Source organism: Umezawaea sp. Da 62-37, assembly GCF_032460545.1.
Taxonomy (GTDB): domain Bacteria; phylum Actinomycetota; class Actinomycetes; order Mycobacteriales; family Pseudonocardiaceae; genus Umezawaea.
This window is the reverse complement of the sequence record NZ_CP135965.1, coordinates 2,984,948-3,005,388: the sequence shown is the minus strand read 5'-3', so window position 1 is coordinate 3,005,388 and position 20,441 is coordinate 2,984,948. Positions and strand designations below refer to the sequence as shown.

The 20,441-nt window shown below is 70.1% G+C and carries 15 protein-coding genes; 10 read left to right on the top strand and 5 right to left on the bottom strand.

Annotated features, from left to right (window positions below; all coding sequences use genetic code 11):
- Nucleotides 1-287: 287 nt before the first annotated feature.
- From RM788_RS13060 to asnB, 3 genes are all read left to right on the top strand, one after another.
- Nucleotides 288-1,406 (top strand): hypothetical protein, encoded by a 1,119-nt coding sequence (locus RM788_RS13060; protein WP_315931900.1) that lies wholly within the window; start codon nucleotides 288-290, stop codon nucleotides 1,404-1,406.
- Between the two features lie 223 nt (nucleotides 1,407-1,629).
- Nucleotides 1,630-3,765 carry a glycosyltransferase gene (locus tag RM788_RS13055; protein WP_315931899.1) on the top strand — a complete coding sequence of 712 codons (2,136 nt, stop codon included), beginning with the start codon at nucleotides 1,630-1,632 and terminating at the stop codon, nucleotides 3,763-3,765.
- Nucleotides 3,753-5,612, top strand: a complete 1,860-nt coding sequence (asnB, locus tag RM788_RS13050) for an asparagine synthase (glutamine-hydrolyzing) (protein ID WP_315931898.1) — start codon at nucleotides 3,753-3,755, stop codon at nucleotides 5,610-5,612. Before RM788_RS13055 ends, asnB begins: the two co-directional genes overlap by 13 nt.
- Nucleotides 5,613-5,716: 104 nt before the next feature.
- On the opposite strand, the gene RM788_RS13045 is transcribed toward asnB, so the two are convergent.
- A complete protein-coding gene (locus tag RM788_RS13045; RefSeq protein ID WP_315931897.1) occupies nucleotides 5,717-6,856 on the bottom strand; it encodes an RNA-guided endonuclease InsQ/TnpB family protein in 1,140 nt (379 codons plus the stop codon).
- Between the two features lie 146 nt (nucleotides 6,857-7,002).
- Between RM788_RS13045 and RM788_RS13040 the strand changes: the two genes are divergently transcribed.
- Genes RM788_RS13040 through RM788_RS52965 form a run of 4 tightly spaced genes read left to right on the top strand, consistent with a single transcriptional unit; the run spans nucleotide 7,003 to nucleotide 11,249 of the window.
- Nucleotides 7,003-8,049: a YveK family protein gene (locus RM788_RS13040; protein ID WP_315931896.1), complete on the top strand. Its 1,047-nt coding sequence runs from the start codon at nucleotides 7,003-7,005 to the stop codon at nucleotides 8,047-8,049.
- Nucleotides 8,050-8,053: 4 nt separating this feature from the next.
- Nucleotides 8,054-9,382: an O-antigen ligase family protein gene (locus RM788_RS13035; RefSeq protein WP_315931895.1), complete on the top strand. Its 1,329-nt coding sequence runs from the start codon at nucleotides 8,054-8,056 to the stop codon at nucleotides 9,380-9,382.
- A complete protein-coding gene (locus RM788_RS13030) occupies nucleotides 9,379-10,497 on the top strand; it encodes a glycosyltransferase family 4 protein (protein ID WP_315931894.1) in 1,119 nt (372 codons plus the stop codon). Before RM788_RS13035 ends, RM788_RS13030 begins: the two co-directional genes overlap by 4 nt.
- Nucleotides 10,443-11,249, top strand: coding sequence for a polysaccharide deacetylase family protein (locus tag RM788_RS52965; RefSeq protein WP_399343442.1), 807 nt, complete (start codon nucleotides 10,443-10,445; stop codon nucleotides 11,247-11,249). Before RM788_RS13030 ends, RM788_RS52965 begins: the two co-directional genes overlap by 55 nt.
- Nucleotides 11,250-11,721: 472 nt before the next feature.
- On the opposite strand, the gene RM788_RS13025 is transcribed toward RM788_RS52965, so the two are convergent.
- The 3 genes from RM788_RS13025 to RM788_RS13015 form a co-directional block, all read right to left on the bottom strand.
- Nucleotides 11,722-12,345, bottom strand: coding sequence for an HD domain-containing protein (locus RM788_RS13025; protein WP_315931893.1), 624 nt, complete (start codon nucleotides 12,343-12,345; stop codon nucleotides 11,722-11,724).
- Between the two features lie 75 nt (nucleotides 12,346-12,420).
- Nucleotides 12,421-13,386 carry a TolB-like translocation protein gene (locus RM788_RS13020; protein ID WP_315931892.1) on the bottom strand — a complete coding sequence of 322 codons (966 nt, stop codon included), beginning with the start codon at nucleotides 13,384-13,386 and terminating at the stop codon, nucleotides 12,421-12,423.
- Complete coding sequence (locus tag RM788_RS13015) at nucleotides 13,383-14,606, bottom strand: MFS transporter (RefSeq protein WP_315931891.1); 1,224 nt, start codon at nucleotides 14,604-14,606, stop codon at nucleotides 13,383-13,385. The genes RM788_RS13020 and RM788_RS13015 overlap by 4 nt, the downstream gene beginning before the upstream one ends.
- 176 nt (nucleotides 14,607-14,782) lie before the next feature.
- Between RM788_RS13015 and RM788_RS13010 the strand changes: the two genes are divergently transcribed.
- From RM788_RS13010 to RM788_RS13000, 3 genes are all read left to right on the top strand, one after another.
- Nucleotides 14,783-16,147 (top strand): glycosyltransferase family 4 protein, encoded by a 1,365-nt coding sequence (locus RM788_RS13010; protein ID WP_315931890.1) that lies wholly within the window; start codon nucleotides 14,783-14,785, stop codon nucleotides 16,145-16,147.
- A gap of 61 nt (nucleotides 16,148-16,208) precedes the next feature.
- Nucleotides 16,209-17,546: a YVTN family beta-propeller repeat protein gene (locus RM788_RS13005; protein ID WP_315931889.1), complete on the top strand. Its 1,338-nt coding sequence runs from the start codon at nucleotides 16,209-16,211 to the stop codon at nucleotides 17,544-17,546.
- Between the two features lie 55 nt (nucleotides 17,547-17,601).
- Nucleotides 17,602-18,915: a UDP-glucose dehydrogenase family protein gene (locus RM788_RS13000; protein ID WP_315931888.1), complete on the top strand. Its 1,314-nt coding sequence runs from the start codon at nucleotides 17,602-17,604 to the stop codon at nucleotides 18,913-18,915.
- 256 nt (nucleotides 18,916-19,171) lie between these two features.
- On the opposite strand, the gene RM788_RS12995 is transcribed toward RM788_RS13000, so the two are convergent.
- On the bottom strand, nucleotides 19,172-20,356 hold the full coding sequence (locus tag RM788_RS12995; protein ID WP_315931887.1) for a sugar efflux transporter: 1,185 nt from the start codon (nucleotides 20,354-20,356) through the stop codon (nucleotides 19,172-19,174).
- Nucleotides 20,357-20,441 lie beyond the last annotated feature (85 nt).

Genomic DNA, 20,441 nt, shown 5'->3' with positions numbered 1-20,441 from the left:
AAGAAGAGGGTCGCGCACCTTTCACCACCTTCGAATCCCATTTCCCGACCTGACCAGCGATTTGGTAGATCAATTCATTGTGACGATGACTCGCTTTTTAGCTTTCCATTGTCGGTGGAGGCTTCGGGTTGGCCCGTTCGGCGCAGTGCAACCTCCCGGACCTTGGGTTACCGTTCGACCGCCTAAACGGTAACCGGGGTATAACGGTGCCGTGGCACGCCGACCGGGCGCTCGCGGGGGATTCGTCTCCGGTCATCGAACCGTCCAACGAAAGGTGGGCTCCACTCGTGCATCCCCGCACGTCGTCAAGACAGGTCAACGACAGCCGTCGTACCCGCAAGCTGTTGGCCTCCTCCGCCCTCCTCGTCATCGCGGTCATCGGTGTCGCCGCCTGCAACCCGGCGCGCGCCAGGCCGGTCGCCTCGACGTCGAGCCCGGTGCTGTCCCCCGTCCGGACGACCGAGACCCCGTCGTCCAGCGCGCCGCCGTCCTCCACGGCCTCCTCGGCCCCGTCGAGCAGCAGCGACGCCCCCACCTCCTCTCCGGTCGCGCCCCCGCCCGCGCTCCCGAAGCCGCCGCCCGCGCCCTCGCAGGGCCTCACGGGCTGGCCGAACGCCTCCAACACCGGCGTCCAGGTCTCCGACCTCAAGGAGGTCCGCGGCGACCAGCTCGTCGACGCGGACTGGATCAAGAAGCAGGGCCTCCCCGGCAGCGGGTCGCAGGCCGATCCCTACCGGATCGAGAAGTACCTGGTCGCGGGCATGCTGCACATCGACCTGCCGGAGACCACCAACCTCGTCGTCTCGCAGTCCCGCGTCTACGGCGGCGAGTTCCACGCCCTGTGGATCGAGGGCGGCACGGTGACCGTGCAGGACACCACGATCGCGCCGAACGGCAAGGGCCTCTCCGGCAACGGCATCGTGGCCTACCGCGACGGCACGTTCCTGCGGAACAACATCTACGGCTTCAACATCGCGATCATGGTCCAGGGCCAGGGCCCGTACCTGATCCAGGACAACTTCCTGCACGACACGTACTTCCAGAGCGGCGATCACACCGATGTGATCAACATGAACCCGAACGCCAGCAACGGTGTCGTGAAGCACAACTACATCGACGGCATCCGCAGCGACGGCGACTACACTCACAACGGCATCGGCATCTACAACGACCCCGGTGCCGGGTCGGGCGCGAACGCGGTCAGCAAGAACTGGACGATCGAGCAGAACTTCATCACCCGCTCGAACCACCTGATCTTCGCGGCCGCCTCCCCGCCGTTCGTCGTGAAGGACAACGTGCTCACCACGGAGTACAAGTACGCGCCGTTCCACAACGCGCTACCGGGTAACGCGGACGCGGGCGGCAACGTGGACCAGAACGGCAAAGCGGTCAAGGCCCAGGGCTGACATCCCCTGAGACACGGGAACGCACACCCCCGGTATCCCTGGTGGTACCGGGGGTGTTCCCGTGACGCAGGTGGATTCCGGGAGAACTCTGCGTGTTCGTTGGTCCGGACGGTGGACGGAGCGTAACGACCCCCTCTTCCTGGTCGATCTAGCAAGAGATGATGCCGAGTTGTTCGCGCACCGGGACCGCACCCGTGCGTCGAGGCTTTCCGAGGACGTGGCCGTGAAGCAGTTCCCCGTTGCCGAGCCCCATCGGCCTGTCCGCCCCCTGGCCGTGGTCGTCGTGACCTACCAGAGCGCGGACGTGGTGCAGGGGTGCCTGGCGGCGCTTCCGCAAGCGCTCAGCGGCGCGGGCGAGTCCCGCGTCGTGGTGGTGGACAACGCCTCCACCGACGGCACCCGCGAGGTCGTGGCGCGGATCGCTCCCACCGCGACGGTCGTCGCGCGCTCCGCCAACGACGGTTTCGCCGCCGGGGTGAACGCGGGCATCGCCGCGGCCCCGGACTGCGACGTGCTCGTGCTCAACGCCGACATCCGGCTCGCCCCCGGTTCGGTCGCGCTCCTGAGGGCCGCCGCCACCCGCCGCGTCGGCGTGGTCGCACCGGCCCTTGTGGACGGCGACGGCGTGCCGCAGAAGTCGTTGCGCCGCGCGCCGACGGTCCTGCGCACGCTGGCCGAGGCCGTGCTGGGCGGCACGCGGGCCGGGCGGTACCGCCCGCTGGGCGAGACCGTGACCGATCCCGCCGCCTACCGGGAAGCAGGCGCGGCCGACTGGGTGTCCGGCGCCGCGTGGCTGATCACCAGGGAGTGCCTGAACGTCCTGGGCGCGCTGGACGACCGCTACCTGCTGTACTCCGAGGAGACCGAGTTCATGCTCCGGGCCCGCCGCGGCGGGTTCGCCGTGCGCTACGAGCCCGCCGCGAGGGCGGTGCACCTCGGCGGCGAACTGGAGTCCTCGGCACGGCTGTGGTCGCTGATGGTGGCGAACAAGGTGCGGCTGCACCGGGAGCGCCACGGCCTCGCAGGCGCCGTGCCGATGTGGTTCGCCGTGGCGCTCAACGAACTGCTGCGCTCGGTGCGCGGTGACGCGGAGTCGCGGACCAGGCACCGCGCGGCGTTGCGCGGACTGGTCGGCATGAGGCGGTGGCCCACCCCGCTGGACGCCGCGGCCGCGGTCGACTCCGGCGCGCCGAGCTACCTGTGCTTCTCCGCCCAGGACTGGTGGTACCACAACCGGGCGCACTCCGACTTCCAGCTGCTGACCCGCGTCGCCGAGCGGCGCAAGGTGCTGCTCGTCAACAGCATCGGCCTGCGGATGCCGCTGCCCGGCCGCAGCACCCAGTTCCTCCGCCGCATCCTGCGCAAGGCGCGCAGCGTGGCGATGCTGGTGCGCAGACCGCTGCCCGACGTCCCCGGCTTCCACGTGATGACCCCGCTGCCGCTGCCGTTCTACGGCAAGCCGTGGCTGCGCAAGCTGAACTCGGTGCTGGTGCGGGCCCAGGTGCGCGCGGTCTGCGCCGTGCTGCGGATGGGGAGCCCGGTCGTCGTGGCGACCATCCCCACCGCCTGGGACGTGGTGTCGCCGATGAAGCGCGAGTCGCTGCTGTTCAACCGCTCCGACCGGCACTCCGCGTTCCCGGAGTCCGACCAGAAGACCATCGCCGCGCTGGAGGACGAGCTGCTCGCTCACTCCGACCACGTGCTCTACGTCAGCCGGGCGCTCCAGGAGCAGGAGCACGGCGCCACCGGCGACCGCTCGTACTTCCTCGACCACGGCGTGGACCTCGAGCACTTCCGCCGCCGCCCGGCCGCCGAGATCCCCGCCGACCTGGCGGGCGTCGCAGGCCCGATCATCGGGTTCTTCGGCAGCCTGGACGACTATCTCGTCGACTTCGACCTGCTGGAGCACGTCGCGGCCTCGCTGCCGGACGCCTCGCTGGTCCTGATCGGCGACGCGACCTGCTCGATGGAGCGGTTCGCCAAGTACCCCAACGTGCACTGGCTCGGGTTCAAGCCCTACGAGCAGATCCCGGCCTACGGCACCGCGTTCGACGTCGCGCTCATGCCGTGGCTCGACAACGACTGGATCAAGCACGCGAACCCCATCAAGCTCAAGGAGTACCTCGCGCTCGGCCTGCCGGTCGTGACGACGGACTTCCCCGAGATCGACCACTACACCGACCGGGTGCGGGTGGCCAAGGACCGCGACGGCTTCGTGGAGCTGATCGGCGTCTCGCTCGTCGAGGGCGCCCCGGTGTCCCGCGAGCAACTGCGCGAGTCGGTGCTCCCGGCGTCCTGGGACTCGCGCGCGCGGCAGCTCGTCGAGCTGGCCGAGGGAGGCCGCCCGTGTGCGGGATAGCGGGGTACCGCAGGCTCGACGGCGCGCCCGTCGACCAGGACCTGCTGCGCGCCATGGCGTCGCGGCTGGTCCACAGGGGACCGGACGACTCGGGCGTCTGGGCGTCCGGGGCGACCGGGTTCGCGCACACCAGGCTCTCCATCATCGACCTCGGCTCGTCCGCGCAGCCGATGGCGAGCCACGACGGGCTGCGCACGGTCGCGTTCAACGGCGAGATCCTCAACTACCGGCAGCTCCGGTCCGAAGTGGACTACCCGTACCGCACGGGCGGCGACACCGAGGTGCTGCTGGCCCTCTACGAGCGCCACGGCATCGACGGCGTGCGCAAGCTGCGCGGCCAGTTCGCCTACGCCGTGCACGACGCCGAGACCGGCGACCTGCACCTGGTGCGCGACCGCATGGGCGTGCTGCCGCTGTACTACTACGTCGACTCCGAGGTCTTCGCGTTCGCCTCGGAGATCAAGGCCCTGTTCCCGGTCATCGGTCGCCGCGAGGTCGACCGGGCCAGCCTGCACGACTACCTCGCCCACCGCTCGGTACCAGCGCCCTTCACGCTCGTGGAGGGCGTCCGCAAGGTGCCGCAGGGGCACCGGCTGCGGCTCAGCGCAGCCGGTGCCGTCACCCTGGCGCCCTACTGGGAGCTGCCCCGCGAGCCGGTCGTCGCCGCGCACACGCCCGAGGAGGCCGTGCGGCTGGTGGCGAACGCGCTCGACGAGTCGGTGCGCGACGCCTTGGTGGCCGACGTGCCGGTCGGCGCGTACCTGTCCGGCGGCGTGGACAGCAGCCTGATCACCGCACTGGTGGCACGGGCCCGCGAGGGCGCCGGGCTGCACACGTTCTCCGCGGGCTTCGGCGATCCCCGCGTGGACGAGCTGGACTGGGCGCACAAGGTCGCGAAGATCGTCGGCAGCGAGCACCACGACGTGATCGTGACCGCGGACGACTTCCGCGAGTCGTGGGCGAACCTGAGCTGGCACCGGGACGCGCCGCTGTCCGAACCCGCCGACGTGGCGGTGTTCAAGCTGGCGCAGCTCGCCCGCCGCGACGTGAAGGTCGTGCTGTCCGGCGAAGGCAGCGACGAGCTGTTCGGCGGCTACCCGAAGCACCGCTTCTCCCAGGCGACCCGGTGGGCGGGCGTCGTGCCCGCCGCCCTGCGCGGACCCGCCCTGCACCGCCTGGAACGCGCCCTGCCCGCCAGTCGCGCCCGACTCGGCGTCGCCGTGCGGGCGATGGCCGAACCCACCGCCGCCGAACGCATGCGCGGCTGGTTCGCGCCGTTCACCGTGCAGGAGCGCGACGCGCTGCTCGGCGGACCGGCGACCCGCAGCGCCACGGGCCCCTACGAGCGCGGCCGGGGCGACGCCCTGCACCGCATGCTCTACGCGGACTCGCACTCGTGGCTCGCGGACAACCTGCTCGAACGCGGCGACCGCATGTCGATGGCCGCGTCCCTCGAACTCCGCCCGCCCTTCCTCGACCACCGGCTGGTGGAGCTGGCGTTCACGCTGCCCAGCTCGGTGAAGGTGCGCAAGGGCGTCACGAAGTGGGTGGTCAAGGAAGTGGCACGAGCCCATCTGCCCGACGAGGTGGTCGACCGCAAGAAGGCCGGTTTCAAGGTGCCGCTCGACGCCTGGTTCCGGGGCGGGCTGCGGGACATGGCGCACGACCTGCTGACCGGCCCCTCGTCGTTCGTCGGCGAGGTGCTGGACCGGACGGCCGTGCGGACGCTGCTGGCGGAGCACGACTCCGGCAGCAGGAACGAACAGCCGCGGTTGTGGACCCTGCTGTCGCTGGAAGTGTGGCAACGGGAGCTGGCCAGGGCCAACGGGGTGGAGGTGCTCGATTGACGTCCTCCCCAGTCATGAGTGACCGAGGATTCCCGTCCACCTCACGGCGGACAGTTCCTGTTTCTTCCCCCTTGGAAGGGAGGTTCCGACAGATGCCCCACCGACTACTGGCGTCGGTTTGGTCTGACTCCGTCTCCACAGGCTGTGACCGCCCGCCCGGCGGCCAGGATGTTTCGTGCGGCGTTGACATCCCGGTCGTGGATCTCGCCGCAACCGGGGCAGGTCCACGACCGCAGACCCAACGGCAACGCGTCGAGCAGATGTCCGCACCGCGAGCAGGTCTTGCTGGATGGGTACCACCGGTCCACCACGACTACCGTTCGGTCGTACCAGCCCGCCTTGTAAACCAGCATGGATCGGAATTCCGACCACGACGCGTCGTTGATCGCCCTGGCCAGGTTGCGGTTGCGGACCATGTTGCGGACTGCCAGGTCCTCGATCACGATCGTTTGGTTCTCACGAACGAGTCGAGTGGTCAGCTTGTGCAGCAGGTCCCGCCGTCGGTCGGCGATCCGGGCGTGCACGCGGGCGACCTCCACCCTGGCCTTGGCCCGGTTGTTCGAGCCCTTGGCCTTGCGGGCCAGGTTCCGCTGCGCACGGGCCAGCGCAACCCGCTCCCGGTGCTCATGCCTCGGGTTGGCGATCTTCTCCCCGGTGGACAGCGTCAGCAGGCAGGCCAGTCCGGCGTCGACACCGACCTCCGCCGCCGTGGGCGCAAGCGGGTCGATGGTGGCCTCGACCAGGATCGACACGTGCCATCGCCCTGCCGGGTCGCGAGACGCGGTCACGGTCGAGGGTTCGGCCCCCTCGGGCAGTGGGCGCGACCACACGATGGCCAGGGGCTCGTTCATCTTGGCCAGCGTGAGCCGGCCATCGCGCCACCGGAACCCGGACCGGGTGTACTCCGCAGACGCGCGCGACGGCTTGCGGGACTTGAACTTCGGGTACGCGGCTCGTTTGCCGAAGAAATTGGTGAACGCCTTCTGCTGGTGCCGCAGGCACTGCTGCAACGGCACCGACGACACCTCGTTGAGGAACCCGAGCTCGTCGGTCTGCTTCCACGCGGTGAGCAACGCCGACGCGTCCGCGTAGCCGACGCGTCGCTTTTCCTGACGCCACATGGTGGTACGGGTGGCCAACGCCCGGTTGTAGACCAGCCGAACGCAACCGAAGGTCCGCGACAACTCCACGGCTTGCCCGGCGGTGGGGTAGAAGCGATACCGGTACGCTCGCTTCACCACCACCCCCGGCATGATCCGCGGAATACCCGCCTTGCCGATGGAGACCGAAGCCTCCTGTCCACTTCGGACCCAACCGTTCCCGGCACCCTCCACGGATCGGCTCCTCCCCAGCTCGAAGGCCAGGGCATCCACCGATTGGAGGTTCTCGAATGAGCCAGGACAAGAAACGCGGGCGTCGAGTGGTGCTCACCAGTGCGCGGGAGGCCCCCGGCACGGATGTCGACTTCGTCAGCGCCCTCAAGGTGCTCGGCAAGCAGTGGGTCGTGGTGACCATCGGCGTCTCGGTGATGGTCGCGGCCGCCATCGGCATCTTCTTCATGGTCCCGCCGACCTACGAGGTCAAGGCGTCCGACGTGCTGCTCGTCCCCGCCCAGGTGGGGTCGACGCAGGCCGGTCAGGCGAACCCGTACCTCGGGTTCGGCGGGTCGTTGGGCATCGTCGCCGAGATCACCGCCCGGCGGATGAACGACAAGTCCACGGTCGAGGAGATGGTGGGCAAGGGCGGCACCGCCGAGTACCTGGTGGACATCGTGCCGGGTGAGGCGCCGATGCTCCAGGTCACCGCGAACTCCAAGGACCGCGCGGCGGCGCTGCGCACCGCGCAGGTCATCGAGAAGTCGATGACCGAGCTGCTGACCCAGAACCAGGTCGACCTCAAGGCGCCGGAGAACCTGCTCATCACCACGAGCCCGGTGACCACGCCGACGCACGCAGAAGTCCAGCGGGGCAGCCAGATGCGGGCGCTCGCGGGCATGGCGGTCGTCGTGCTGGCGCTGACCGTGCTGATCGCGTTCCTGCGGGAGAGCGTGCAGACCCGCCGCCGGGCCAAGGCGACGGCGGCGCAGGAGCCCGTCGACGTCCTGGACGACTTCGAGGACGACGAGGACGAGGACGAGGCGCCGGTCGTGGCGGCCGCCCCGGCTCCGATGACCAACGGCGTGGCGCAGAACGGCCAAGCGCCGAAACCGGCCGCGCAACCGGCTCCGCAGCCCGCCGCGCAGCCGAAGCCCAGCCCGCAGGCGGCCCCCACGGTGAAGTCCGTACCGGTGCCGGAGGCGCAGCGCCAGCGTCCGCCGATGCGCAGGCCACGGGTCGCCGAGGAGACGCAGCGGATCAACCCGATCCCGAACCCGGACCAAGTCGCCTGGCCGCGAACCGAACTCGAGGTGAGCGCGCGGCCGTCCCAGCGCGACTGACGCCGTGCGCGGACTCCCCACCCGGCAGGAGAAGGGCGACGCACGAGGTCTGCTGACCTTCTTCGCCGTGCTGCTCTTCTGCCTGCCCGCCCAGCTGATCATCGGCCCGCTCGGCGCCAGCGGCACGCCCGCGGGCGTCGTCGGCATGGGACTGGTGGTGTTCTGGCTCATCACCAGGCTGCTGCCCGGTTCCGGCGTGAAGACCAACCTCCAGCCCGCCCGCGTCGCGGTCGGGCTGCTGGTGCTGTCGATCCTGCTGTCCTACGTCGTGGGCACGCTGAGCCCGCTGCCCGCCGACCAGCTCTCGGGCGCGGACCGGGCGCTGCTCACCACTATGTCGTGGATGGGCATCGCCTTCGTCGCCGCGGACATGCTGAAGTCCCGCAAGAGCGTGGAACTGCTGCTGCGCACGGTGGTCATCCTCACCGGGATCATCGCGTTCATCGGGCTGCTCCAGTTCGCCACCGGGTTCAACGTCGCCGAGCTGTACGGGCACATCCCCGGACTCAAGATCAACTACGACATCGGCAACGTGTCCGACCGGTCGAACTTCCGCCGGGTCTCGGCCACCGCCTCGCATGCCATCGAGTTCGGCGTGGTGCTGGCCATGGTGTTCCCGGTCGCGCTGCACCTCGCCTTCTACGTCAAGGAACGGCGCTGGCTCTGGTGGGGCGCGGTCGTCCTCATCGGACTCGCCAGCCCCATGTCGGTGTCCCGCTCGGCCACGCTCGGCATGTTCGTCGCGTTCATCGTGCTCTTCGCGGGCTGGTCCGGCGTCCGCCGCGGCATCGCCCTGCTGGTCGCGCCGGTGTTCGTCGTCGCGCTGCGGCTGCTGATCCCCGGACTCGTCGGCACCATCACCGGCCTGTTCACCGGCTGGGCGGACGACCCCAGCATCCAGGGCCGCACCGACGACTACGTCGTGGTCGGCCAGTTCATCGACCAGTCGCCGTGGTTCGGCCGCGGCTTCGGCACGTTCCTGCCCAAGGCGTTCATCACGCTGGACAACCAGTTCCTCGGCAGCATCGTCGAAACCGGCTTCTTCGGCCTGACCTCGCTCATCCTGCTGTTCGTCGTCGGCTTCGTCACCGCGCGCGGCGTCAGGGTCCGCGCCGACGACGAGGAGAACCGCCACCTCGGCCAGGCGCTCGCCGCCTCGATCGCGGTGTGCGCGCTGGCGTTCGTCACCTTCGACGGACTCGGCTTCCCGATGATCAGCGGTGTGCTGTTCCTGTTCATCGGCATCATCGGCGCGCTCTGGCGCCTGGCCCGCCGCGGCCAGCTCGTCGACGCGCCCGTCCTGGTCGACGTGAAGGCGGGGGTCGGGGTATGAGGCTGGGATTCGCGTGCAGTTGGGACGCGCGGCCGGAGCTCACGTGGTCCCACACGCCGTGGAACCTGCGCGAGGCGCTGCGGACGCGGGTCGACGTGGTCGACCTCGGTGTCGAGCACCCCCCGTTGCTGCGCAACGCCTTCAAGGCCGCGCACGCGCGGCGGGTCGACGGGCGCTGGGTGTCGATGTGGCGGCACGCCGCGTCGACCCGGCGGTTCGACGAGTGGACGCTGCGGCGGTCGCTGTCGCGCAACCCGTGCGACGTGGTGCTCCAGATCCAGGACCTGACGACGTTCGACCGGCCCTACCTGATGTTGCAGGACCTGAGCTACGACGTGCTGCTCGAGCTCGTCGACCAGCCCGGCGGGCTGAGCCACTTCCCGTCGTTGACGCGTTCCGACGTGCAGCGCTCGGCCGAGCGGCAGCGCGAGGTGTACGCGTCCGCCGCCGGGGTGCTGGCGATGAGCTCCTGGTTCGCCGACCACCTGGTCGAGGTGACCGGGCTGCCGCGCGAGAAGGTGCACGTCGTGAATCCCGGCGTGACCGCTCGCGGTGAATCGGCAGGGGTCGCGGCCGCGCACCACCGGCGGATGTCCGGGCCTCGGCGGCGGTTGTTGATGGTGGGCAAGGACTTCCCGACCAAGGGCGGCGACCAGGTCGTCGGCGCGTTGGCGATCCTGCGCCGGGAGGTCGACCCGTCGATCACCCTGACGGTCGTGGGGCCCGACGTGTGGCCGATGAGCGGGCCGGTGCCGCCGGGGGTCGATTTCCTCGGTCGGCTGCCGGTGTCCGAGGTCGGCGCGCTGTACGACTCGCACGACCTCTTCGTGCTGCCGTCGCGGTTCGAGGGGTTCGGGATCGCGTTCGTGGAGGCGTTGTCGCGCGGGTTGCCGTGCGTGGGACGGGACGCGTTCGCGATGCCGGGGATCATCACGGCCGGGGACCTGGTGTCCACCGACGAGCCGGAGGAGTTGGCGAAGGTGGCGGGGCAGTTGCTGCTGGACGATTCGGTGTACGACAGCGCTTTCGTGGGAGCTGAGGAAGTGGCCGCGCACTACACGTGGGAGCGGGCGGCCCGGCAGGTCGTGGAGATCGCTTCGGGGGTTGCGGGGTGATCGGGTCGTTGGCTTCTCGGGTGGCGGGGAGGTTGTCCCCTGCTTCCAAACGGCGCGTTCGTCGGGCTACCGATGGGGTGTTGAGTCCGGTTGGGTCGGTGCGCGGGGTGAGGACTTCCGCGCGGGTGGTGGCGTTGACTTACGACGACGGGCCGGATCCGGAGGGGACGCCCGCTGTGCTGGAGGCGTTGGGGGAGTTGGGGGTGCTGGCCACGTTCTTCGTGTTGGTGGAAAGGGCTGAGGGGCATCCTGCTTTGTTGCGGCGGATCTTGGATGAGGGGCATGAGGTCGCGCTGCACGGGATTGATCATTCGCGGTTGACCGAGAGGTCCGCGGGTGAGGTGCGGCGGTTGTTGGTGGAGGGGAAGCGGCGGTTGGAGGCTGTGGCCGGTCGGCGGGTGAGGTTGTTCCGGCCTGCTTTTGGGGCGCAGTCGGTGGGGACGTTCTTGGCGGCTCGGCGGGCTGGGTTGGATCCGGTGGTGTGGGGGCCGACCGTGTCGGATTGGGTTGATGGGACGGCTGTCGAGGTCGCGGCTCGGGCGTTGCCTGCGGTGCATCCGGGGGCGGTGATCTTGTTGCACGATGGGTTTGAGGTGCCTGTGGGGGATGAGACGCCTCGGCCGACCTTTGATCGGGGGGATGTGACTCGGTCGCTTGTGGGGGCGTTGAGGGGGGAGGGGTATGAGGTTATGTCGGTTGGTGGGTTGTTGGGGTGTGGGCAGGTGTGGAGGACGGCTTGGTTTCGGCCTTGAGTGGTTGGGGCTTTGAGTCGTTGGGGCGTTGAGTGGTTGGGGCTTGGGGCGTGAGGGCCTTGAGTGGTGAGGGCCTTGAGGCGTGAAAATTGTCGGACCCTCTGAGTACCTTGGGTATCGGGGGGTTCTCACGTCTGGGGGACCTCTGGGGGGCTGTGGGGGTCCGGCTTTCGGTGGTTGTGGGGGTGTCTGGCGAAGCCCGGCCCCGTGCGCGCAATTGTCTCAATGCACCACCACCGTTTGTCAAGGCGGGAAAGATGCCTTGACAAACGGTGGTGGTGCAGGAGGGCGCTGTGTATCGGGGGCAGGGGGAGGTCTGGCTTCGCTTATGTCGGCTGTGCTGGTGTAGGGCACCTCGCTGCGCGTCGGCAAGGCATCAGGCTGCGCCTGACAAGGCACCTCGCTGCGCGTCGGTGGGCGGTGGGCGCTCCGCGCCGGGTGCGAGGGGGCGGCTGCGCCGGTAGGGGTGGTGTCAGGAGTCCCAGCGGGAGGCGATGGTGGGGTCGGGGCCCAGGTGGGCGGTTCTGGTGAGGTAGTGGGTAAGTGAGGCGAGTGGTGCTTTTGCGGGGTTCGTCCTTGCCTGGGTGGTGATGGTGGTGATCATGGTTTTGGCGGAGTCGAGTCGTGGGTAGTGGGCGTGCAGGGTGGCTGCCATGGCGTCGGTGATGGGTTCCGAGTCGGCGCCGAAGTCCATGCCGGTGGCGACGGTTACGAGTTTGCTGATGAGGCCCTTGCGTTGGGCGATGCCGAGCGACGTGTGCAGGGCGATGGCGTCCCACACGCGGTCGATGGTGGGTTGGGCGACGCCGTTCTTCTGGAGGTGGTCAACGGCGAGGTCGGCGCCGGCGACTTCGAAGCGGTCCGGGTGGTTCGCGCCGGCGGTGCCCAGGCCCAGGTCGTGGAGGGTGGCGGCGAAGAAGAGGGTGTCGGGGTCGTAGTCCTTGTTGTGGCGTTCGTTCCAGTGGTCGACGAGGAATTCGGCGTACACGTACGCGCGGATGCTGTGGTTGGCGATGGGTTCGGCGACCGAGGCGTGCAGGAAGTCGAGGGTTTCCCGAGCGAGGGGGTCGGTGAGTTTTGCGGGGATGGTGATCATGGAGTGATCGTCCCGGCCGTCTGTGGACCGTGACCAGTGGCGGAAATGCCATGGAGTGACGGATTCTCGCCAGGGTTAGCGGTTGGGCACGGGGGAGGAGGCCGCGGTGGCGATGAGGACCGGGTCGGAGGCGCCGTCGGAGGCGACGCGGTAGACGCCGGGGACGCCGGTCTGCTGGGAGGGGACGCCGTAGGCCAGTGTGCTGTCGTCCAGCCAGGCGGCTTGGTCGTCGATGCCGGAGGTGTTCGGCAGGACCTTCTCGGTGCCGGTCTCCAGGTCTTCGACAGCCAGTTCCCAGCGGCCGACCCACTTGGTCGCCTTCTTGTACGCGAGGTGCTTGCCGTCCGGTGAGAGGGACGGGCATTCGGGGCCCTGGCGGACGGTGGCGGCCGTTCTGCTGCCGATGGAGCCCTTGATGAGCCAACGCCGTCCGCCGGTGCCCACGGTGGCGTAGAAGCCGGTGTCGTCGGCCTCGAAGGTCATGCCCCAGTAGTTGACGTCCAGCGCCGTGTGCACCGCGCCGTCGACGGTCAGGCCGAAGGTCTCCAGGGACTCGACGAGGGTGCCGTCGCGCAGGTCGTAGTAGCCGGTGCGGGTGGAGAAGCCGCCCGCGGAGGCGTAGGAGTCGCCGGTGACGAAGACGGTCCAGGAGACGATCTTGCCGGAGGCCGAGACCCGCGCGCGGCTGGGGACGCCGGGCAGGGGGATGGTCTTGACCTCGGTGCCGCCGACGATGACGGCGGCCTCGAAGCTGGGGCCGATGCCCGCGAGGCGGAGGCAGGCGGTGGTGCCGCCCGCGGTGTAGATCCGCTGGCAGCGCAGGCCGGTGGGGGTGCGGGGGCCGTCGGTCTGGCCGGGGTCGGTGGTGGAGACGGCGTCGCCGCCGTCGCGCTGGTCGACGAGCGTGATGGACGTGCCGCTGGGGGCGGCCGCGGCGGCGGTGCCGGACGGGCCGCCCGCCTGCCAGAGGTAGACGCCGGTCGCGAGGACGACCACCACTATGAGGAGCGCGCCGAGCGCGGTCCGGCTGCGGGTCGTCACGACGTCGTCTCCTTGCGGGTCACCACGAGCACCGCCACGAGGGCCGCGGCGAGGGCGCAGACGGCCGTCAGGACGGCCGTGCCGAGCGCGGCGTACTGGAGCAGGAAGCCGAAGCCGATGGAGGACACCAGCCGCGCCAGGGCCTGCCCGGTCTGCACGACGGCGAGGCCGGAGCCGCGCAGGGACGGCGGGATCATGGCCCCGGTCCACGCGGACAGCACGCCGTCGGTGGAGGCGTAGAACAGGCCGTGCATCAACAAGGCCGCGATGGCGACGCCGTAGCCGCCCGCGGGCGCCAGCAGCAGCAGGTACACGCCCAGCAGCAGCACGTGGCCGCCGAAGAACACCGGCCACCGGCCGATCACGTCGGCCAGCCTGCCCAGCGGCGCGGCGAAGAGCAGGAACGTGAGCGCGGTGCCGAGCGGCAGCAGCGGCAGCACGCCGAGCGGGACCTCGGTGGTGCGCTGCACGAGCACGAAGACGAACGCGTCGGAGACGGTGGCGACGCCGAGCAGCGCGGCGACCACGCCCGCCCGGCGGAACGGCACGTCCTTCAGCAGCGCGAGCCCCGCCTTGATGCTCGGCGCGGGGCCGGGCGAGGCGGTGGCCTTCGGCCGCTCCGGCACGAAGAAGCCGAGCACGATCAGGCCCAGCACGGCGAAACCGAAGCTGACGACGAAGATCGGGGTCGGCGCGGTGCCGAGGTTCATCAGGATGAGGAACGTCACGACGGGGCCGATCAGCGCGCCCACGGTGTCCATGCTGCGGTGCACGCCGAACGCGGTGCCGAGCTGGTCGCCGGGCACGCTCAACGAGATCAGCGCGTCGCGCGGCGCGGTGCGCAGGCCCTTGCCCGCGCGGTCCGCGGCGATCACGCCGCCGATGCCGAGCGCGGACGCGCCGACGGCCGGGAACACGAGCTTGGTGAGGGCGGACAGGCCGTAGCCCACGCCCGCGACCAGCTTCGGTCTGCGCAACCGGTCGGCGAAGTGCCCTCCCACCAGCCGCAGCACCGCGGTCGCGCCCGTGTACAGACCGTCGAGCAGTCCGAACTGGACGTAACCGATGTTGAGGCTGAAGAGCAGGTACACGGGCAGGAACGCGGTGATCATCTCCGCGGACACGTCCGTGAGGAGGCTGACCACGCCCAGCGCCACAACCGTTTTCGGTACCGCGCCGAGCCGCGTGCGCGTGCCGGCCCGCGCAGAAGCGATGTACACCCCGAACCACCTTCCGCTTGCCCCGGATATCGGCATGGGGTGCACTCAGCGTTACACCGGGCGGCGGTACGCCCCGTAGCCGTGAGCGGCCAGGCAGTGATGTTCGCCGGAAGCCGTAACCCTTTGCCCTCGGCGGACGACTACGAAGCGTCAGCTCACCTCAGGAAGAGGGTTCAGTGAGACGCGCGCCGCATGTGCTGATCATCGTGCAGAACCTCCCGGTTCCGCTCGACCGCAGGGTCTGGCTGGAGTGCCGGGCGCTGGTCAACGCGGGATACGAGGTCTCGGTCATCTGCCCGAAGGGGCCCGACGACCCGGCCTACGCCGTGCTGGACTCGGTGCACCTGTACAAGTACCGGCCGCCGCCGCAGGCCGACGGCGTGGTCGGCTACGCCTGGGAGTTCCTGTACTGCTGGCTGCGCACGGCGTGGCTCAGCCAGAAGGTGTGGCGCCGCGGCCGCTTCCACGTGATCCAGGCGTGCAACCCGCCGGACACCTACTGGGCGCTCGCGCTGCTGTGGCGGACGATGGGGGTGAAGTTCCTCTTCGACCACCACGACCTGAACCCCGAGGTCTTCCTGTCCCGGTTCGGGAAGCCGAAGGGCGTCGCCGGGCGCGCGCAGCTCGCGATCCTGAAGTGGTTGGAGCGCAGGACGTTCCACACCGCCGACCGGGTGACGTCCACGAACACCTCGTACCAGAAGATCGCGTGGGAACGGGGGCGCGTGCCCCGCGAGCACACCGCGGTCGTGCGCTCGGGCCCCGACACGTCGGTCATGCGGCCGGTCGCGGGCGACCCGGCCCTGCTGCGCGGCGGCAAGCACCTCGTGGCCTACCTCGGCATCATGGGCCCGCAGGACGGCGTGGACGGCGTCCTGGAGGTGGCGAAGCGGATCGTGCTCGACCGCGGCCGCACCGACGTCCGCTTCGCGCTCCTCGGGTTCGGCGACTGCCTTGAGGACCTGAAGAAGCAAAGCACCGCGTGGGGCCTGGACGACTACGTGGAGTTCACCGGCCGCGTCGGGCCGGAGCAGATCTCCCGCTACCTCTCGACCGCGTCGGCGGGCGTCTCGCCGGACCCGCTGAACCCGCTGAACGACGTGTCGACGATGAACAAGACCATGGAGTACATGGCCTACGCCGTCCCGGTGGTGGCCTACCGGCTGACCGAGACCGTGGTGTCGGCGGCCGACTGCGCGGTGTACGTGGAGCCCGGTGACGTCGACGGGTTCGCCAAGGCGCTGCTGGACCTGCTCGACGACCCCGACCGGCGCGGCGAACTCGGCGCGGCCGGGCGGCGGCGGTGCGAGAAGGTGCTGGACTGGCGGCCGCAGGCCGAGAACTACATCGGCGTGTTCGACGAGCTGCTCGGCTTCCGCTCCAGGGGGCCGTTCCCGGACGGGCCCGCCGTGGTCGACGGCGCGATGCTCGACAAGTGGGGCGGCAGGATGGTCGACGTGACCGACGACGAGGCGCTGCGGGCCTTCGCCGCCGACCGCCGTCACTCCATCGAGGACGCCTCGATGCGGGAAAGCGGCTAACACCAACGGTTCGGCGCGCGATGTCCGGAATAGGTCGGGGATCAGCGCCAGGAGGCTCCACATGCCAGTTCTCGATCGTTCCCGTACCACGACGGTGTTAGCCGTCGCCGCGGTGCTGTCGGCGGTCGCCGTCGCGCCCGCGGCGTCAGCCGACCCGATTGGCCGGGTACTCGGTTACGTCGCCAACAACGGCGGCGGTGTCTCGGTGATCGACACGGCGAACAACTCCGTCACCCGGACGGTCACCGACAACGCGGGCAGCTCGCCGTACACGGCGGACGTCGCGTTCGACGGAACTCGGGGCTATGTCACGAACCTCAGCGACAACACGCTGTCCGTGATCGACGCGCCGACCAACTCGGTCGACACGAGGATCCCCGTGGGCTCCAAGCCCGCGGGTGTCGTCGTCGCGCCCGACGGCGGCCACGTGTACGTCACGAACTACGGCGACGGCACGCTGTCCGTTGTGGACGTCGCCACCCTCAGCGTCGCCAAGACGATCAACGTCGGCCCCAGCCCGGACGGCGTCGCGATCTCCCCGGACGGCAGGACCGTCTACGTGGCCAACGACGTCACCGGACCCACGACGCTGACCGTCGTGGACGCCACGACGAACACGGTGGTCGCGTCGGTGTACACCGGCAGCAGGCCCAGTTCGCTGGCCGTGTCGCCCGACGGCGGCCGCGTGCTGGTCGTCAACAAGAACTCCGAGGACGTCGCCGTCGTCGACGCGGCCAGCAGGACCGTGCTCCGCGTCGTGACGGTCGGCCAGGTCCCCTACGGCGTCGACATCACCGCCGACGGCAAGCGCGCCTACGTGACGAACTCGGGCTCCGACACCGTGTCGGTGCTCAACCTCGAGAACGTGGGCGACCCCGAGGTCTCCGTGGTCGACGGCCCGCCGATCGCGGTGGGTGACCGGCCCATCGGCCTCGCCCTCACGCCCGACGACGGCAAGCTCTACATCACGAACTTCCTCGCCGGCACCGTGTCGGTCGTCGACACGGCGACCAGGACGGTCACCACGACCGTCCCCGTCGGCGAGAAGCCGGTCGGCGTCGCGGTGCACTTCGTGCCCGCCGCGGTGACCGTGCTGACCGGCGGATCGGCCAAGCTCGCGATCACGCTGCCCAGCATCCTCTCGGTGAAGAGCATCGACGCGCGGCTCACCGAGCAGCACACCGGCGCGCCGGTCGTTGGCGAGACCGTCGTCTTCCGCACCACCGAGGGACACCCGCTGTGCACCGCGGTGACGGACGCTACGGGCACCGCCCGCTGCGACTCCGCCTCGGCGCTGCTGATCACCGTGGGCGTCCTGCTCAAGGGGTACACGGCGAGCTTCCCCGGCACCAACGCGTACACGTCGTCGGTCGCCCACGGCTCGACGACGCTGCTTTAGACACCGTCGGCCCGCGCGCCGACCGCCAGACACAGGACTAGGGGAGTGACCACAGGTGTTCATCCGACGGATCGCAGTGATCGGGACGGGGTACGTCGGCCTGACGACGGGCGCCTGCCTGGCTTCCCTCGGCCACCGCGTCGTGTGCGCGGACGTGGACGTGGCGAAGGTCGAGCGGCTGACGCGCGGTGAGGTCGACATCCTCGAACCCGGCCTCCCGGAACTGGTCGCCGAGGGCATCGCCTCCGGCCGCCTCTCGTTCGTGGTGGGCGCCGCCAACGCCATCACCGCGCACGAGGGCGGCGCGGAGGTCGTGTTCCTCTGCGTCCCGACTCCGATGGGCGTCGGCGGACTGGCGGACCTCAAGGCCGTCGAGTCCGTTGTGGACGAATGCCGCACGGTGTTCGCCGAGGGCTGCGTCATCGTGAACAAGTCCACGGTCCCGGTCGGCACGACGGTGCTGACGTCGGACCTGCTGGGGCGCCCGGACATCTCGGTCGTCTCCAACCCCGAGTTCCTGCGCGAGGGCTCCGCGGTGAAGGACTTCCTGAACCCGGACCGCATCGTGGTCGGCTGCGACGACCAGGACGCGGCGGAGCGGGTGGCGGCGCTGTACGCGCGGCTCGGCGCGCCGACCGTGCTCACCGACGCGGCCAGCGCCGAAATGGTGAAGTACGCGGCCAACTGCTTCCTCGCGATGAAGCTGTCCTACGTCAACGCGGTCGCGGAGCTGTGCGAGCGGCTCGGCGCGAACATCTCCGACGTCACCGAGGGCATGGGCTACGACCGCCGCATCGGCCAGTCGTTCCTGTCGCCGGGGCCGGGCTGGGGCGGTTCGTGCCTGCCGAAGGACACGCACGCCATGCTCCAGGTCGCGGACGCGGCGGACTTCGAGTTCCGGCTGCTGCGCGCCACGATCGACACCAACGACCGGCAGCGGCAGCGGATGGTCGACAAGATCCGGCTCGCCGTGACGGGCAAGCGCAACGGATCGCTGTCGCACCTGCGGATCGGCGTGCTCGGCCTGACCTTCAAGGCGGGCACGGACGACCTGCGCGACTCGCCCGCCCTCGCGGTGGCCGCGCTGCTCAAGCAGGCGGGCGCCGACCTGGTCGGCTACGACCCGGCGATGGGCGTCGGCTCGTCGGCCGCGGTCGGCATGGAGGTCGTGGACGACCCGTACCTCGCGGCGAAGGACGTCGAGGCGCTGGTCGTCCTCACCGAGTGGCCGGAGTTCCGGACGCTCGACTGGGCGAAGGTCGCCGGACTGGTCCGCCAGCCCGTCGTCGTCGACACCCGCAACCTGCTCGACCCGGACGTGCTGAGCCGGGCGGGCCTGAAGTGGACCGGCCTGGGAGGGCACCGCTAGATCCATGAACTCGGGGGGTTCCGCCATCGCAGGGGTGGTGGGACCACTCCGAAACCGGAGGAGGTTTCGCCGTCGCAGGGACGGTGAACCCTTCACCGAACCCGGTTGGGGTTCCACCGCTGCAGGGGCGGTGGTGCTTCGACCGAACGGACGGGATGTCGCCGCTGCAGGGGCGGTGGTGTCCTACCGAACCCGGAGGGGGCTCGGCGCCGCGGCAGGGGTGGCGTCGGGCCCCCTTCGTCGTGCTCGGAGGGCCTCAGCTGGTCCTGGGGCGGGCGAGCAGCAGGAATCCGAGGCCGAGCACGGACATCACCAGGCTCATGCCGTAGGCGGTCCGGTAGGTCAGCAGCTGCGCGACGGCGAGCAGGGGTCCGGCGAGCATCGACGAGATCGTGGTCGAGTTGGTGAACATCGTGGTCGCGTGACCGGGGCGGCCCGGCGACAGGTTCTGGAAGTACGAGATGCCGATGCCCATCACCGCCGAGATCACCACGGCGTTGAGCACCTGCGCCGCGGCGACCTGCCAGGTGTTCTGCGCGAGCAGCATGGCGCAGTGGTAGCCGAGCGCCGCCGTGGCGCCCGCGAGCACGAGCTTGCGGTGGTCGATCCGCGTCGCCAGCACCCCGAACCCCATCATCAGCGGGATCTCCAGCCCGGCGCACAGGCCGAGGACGAGGCCCGCGTCGGTCGTGGTGCCGTGCAGCTGCTCGGTCACGAACAGCGGAACCGTGATCACGCCGAGGGTCACCCCGCTCTGGAGCAGGATGAACGCCACCACGGACAGCGGCAGGCTCGGGCGGGGACCGGGGACCACCGGCTCGGCCGCCTCCTCGACGGGCGGCGCCGCGGCCACCTCGGGCAGCCGGGAGCTGAGCAGGGCCACCACCGCGTACGCCAGCGCCGTCGCCGTGTACAGGCCGGTGAACCCGGTCTTCGCGACCAGCAGCGCGGCCACGGGCGGCCCGGCGACCCAGGCCAGCGAGATCACCGTGCGCAGGGCCGTGATGATCAGCGGGGCCTTCGTCGAGCCACCCCGTTCCAGCACCTGCTTGGCGTAGGCGAACATCTGGGGCAGCAGCGACGACGCCACCGCGACCAGCGTCGTGGACACCAGCAGCAGCACCCAGTAGTTCCGCAGCACCGTGAACAGGGCGTACCCGGCGCTCCCCGCCGTCGCGCCGACGATCAGCAGGGTGCGGCGCACCGCCCGCGCGTCGGACAGCCTGCCGAGCAGGGTGCTGGCCACCAGCGAAGCGAGCGGCGTGATCAGCAGGAACGTGCCCAGCGCGACCGGGCTCGCGCCGACCTCGGTGCTCAGGAACAGCGACATGAACGGGAGCGCGAGCGCCGAGCTGAGACCGACCGCGGCGCTCACGGCCGCCAACGGCACCAGTGACACGAGCCGGAAGGGGGCGGGGGTTGTTCCGCTGATGACGACCACCCCACCATCCTTGCAACCGCTCCCACACCGGCGAAATCGAGCGGGTCCGCAGGGTGGGCCGTTTCTCATCTGCCGAGCACTATTG

Excerpts from the sequence above, each read along its gene's own strand:
- RM788_RS13040 (WP_315931896.1), top strand. The coding sequence starts at position 7,003 with ATGAGCCAGGACAAGAAACGCGGGCGTCGAGTGGTGCTCACCAGTGCG.
- RM788_RS13030 (WP_315931894.1), top strand. The coding sequence starts at position 9,379 with ATGAGGCTGGGATTCGCGTGCAGTTGGGACGCGCGGCCGGAGCTCACG.
- RM788_RS13025 (WP_315931893.1), bottom strand. The coding sequence starts at position 12,345 with ATGATCACCATCCCCGCAAAACTCACCGACCCCCTCGCTCGGGAAACC.
- RM788_RS13005 (WP_315931889.1), top strand. The coding sequence starts at position 16,209 with ATGCCAGTTCTCGATCGTTCCCGTACCACGACGGTGTTAGCCGTCGCC.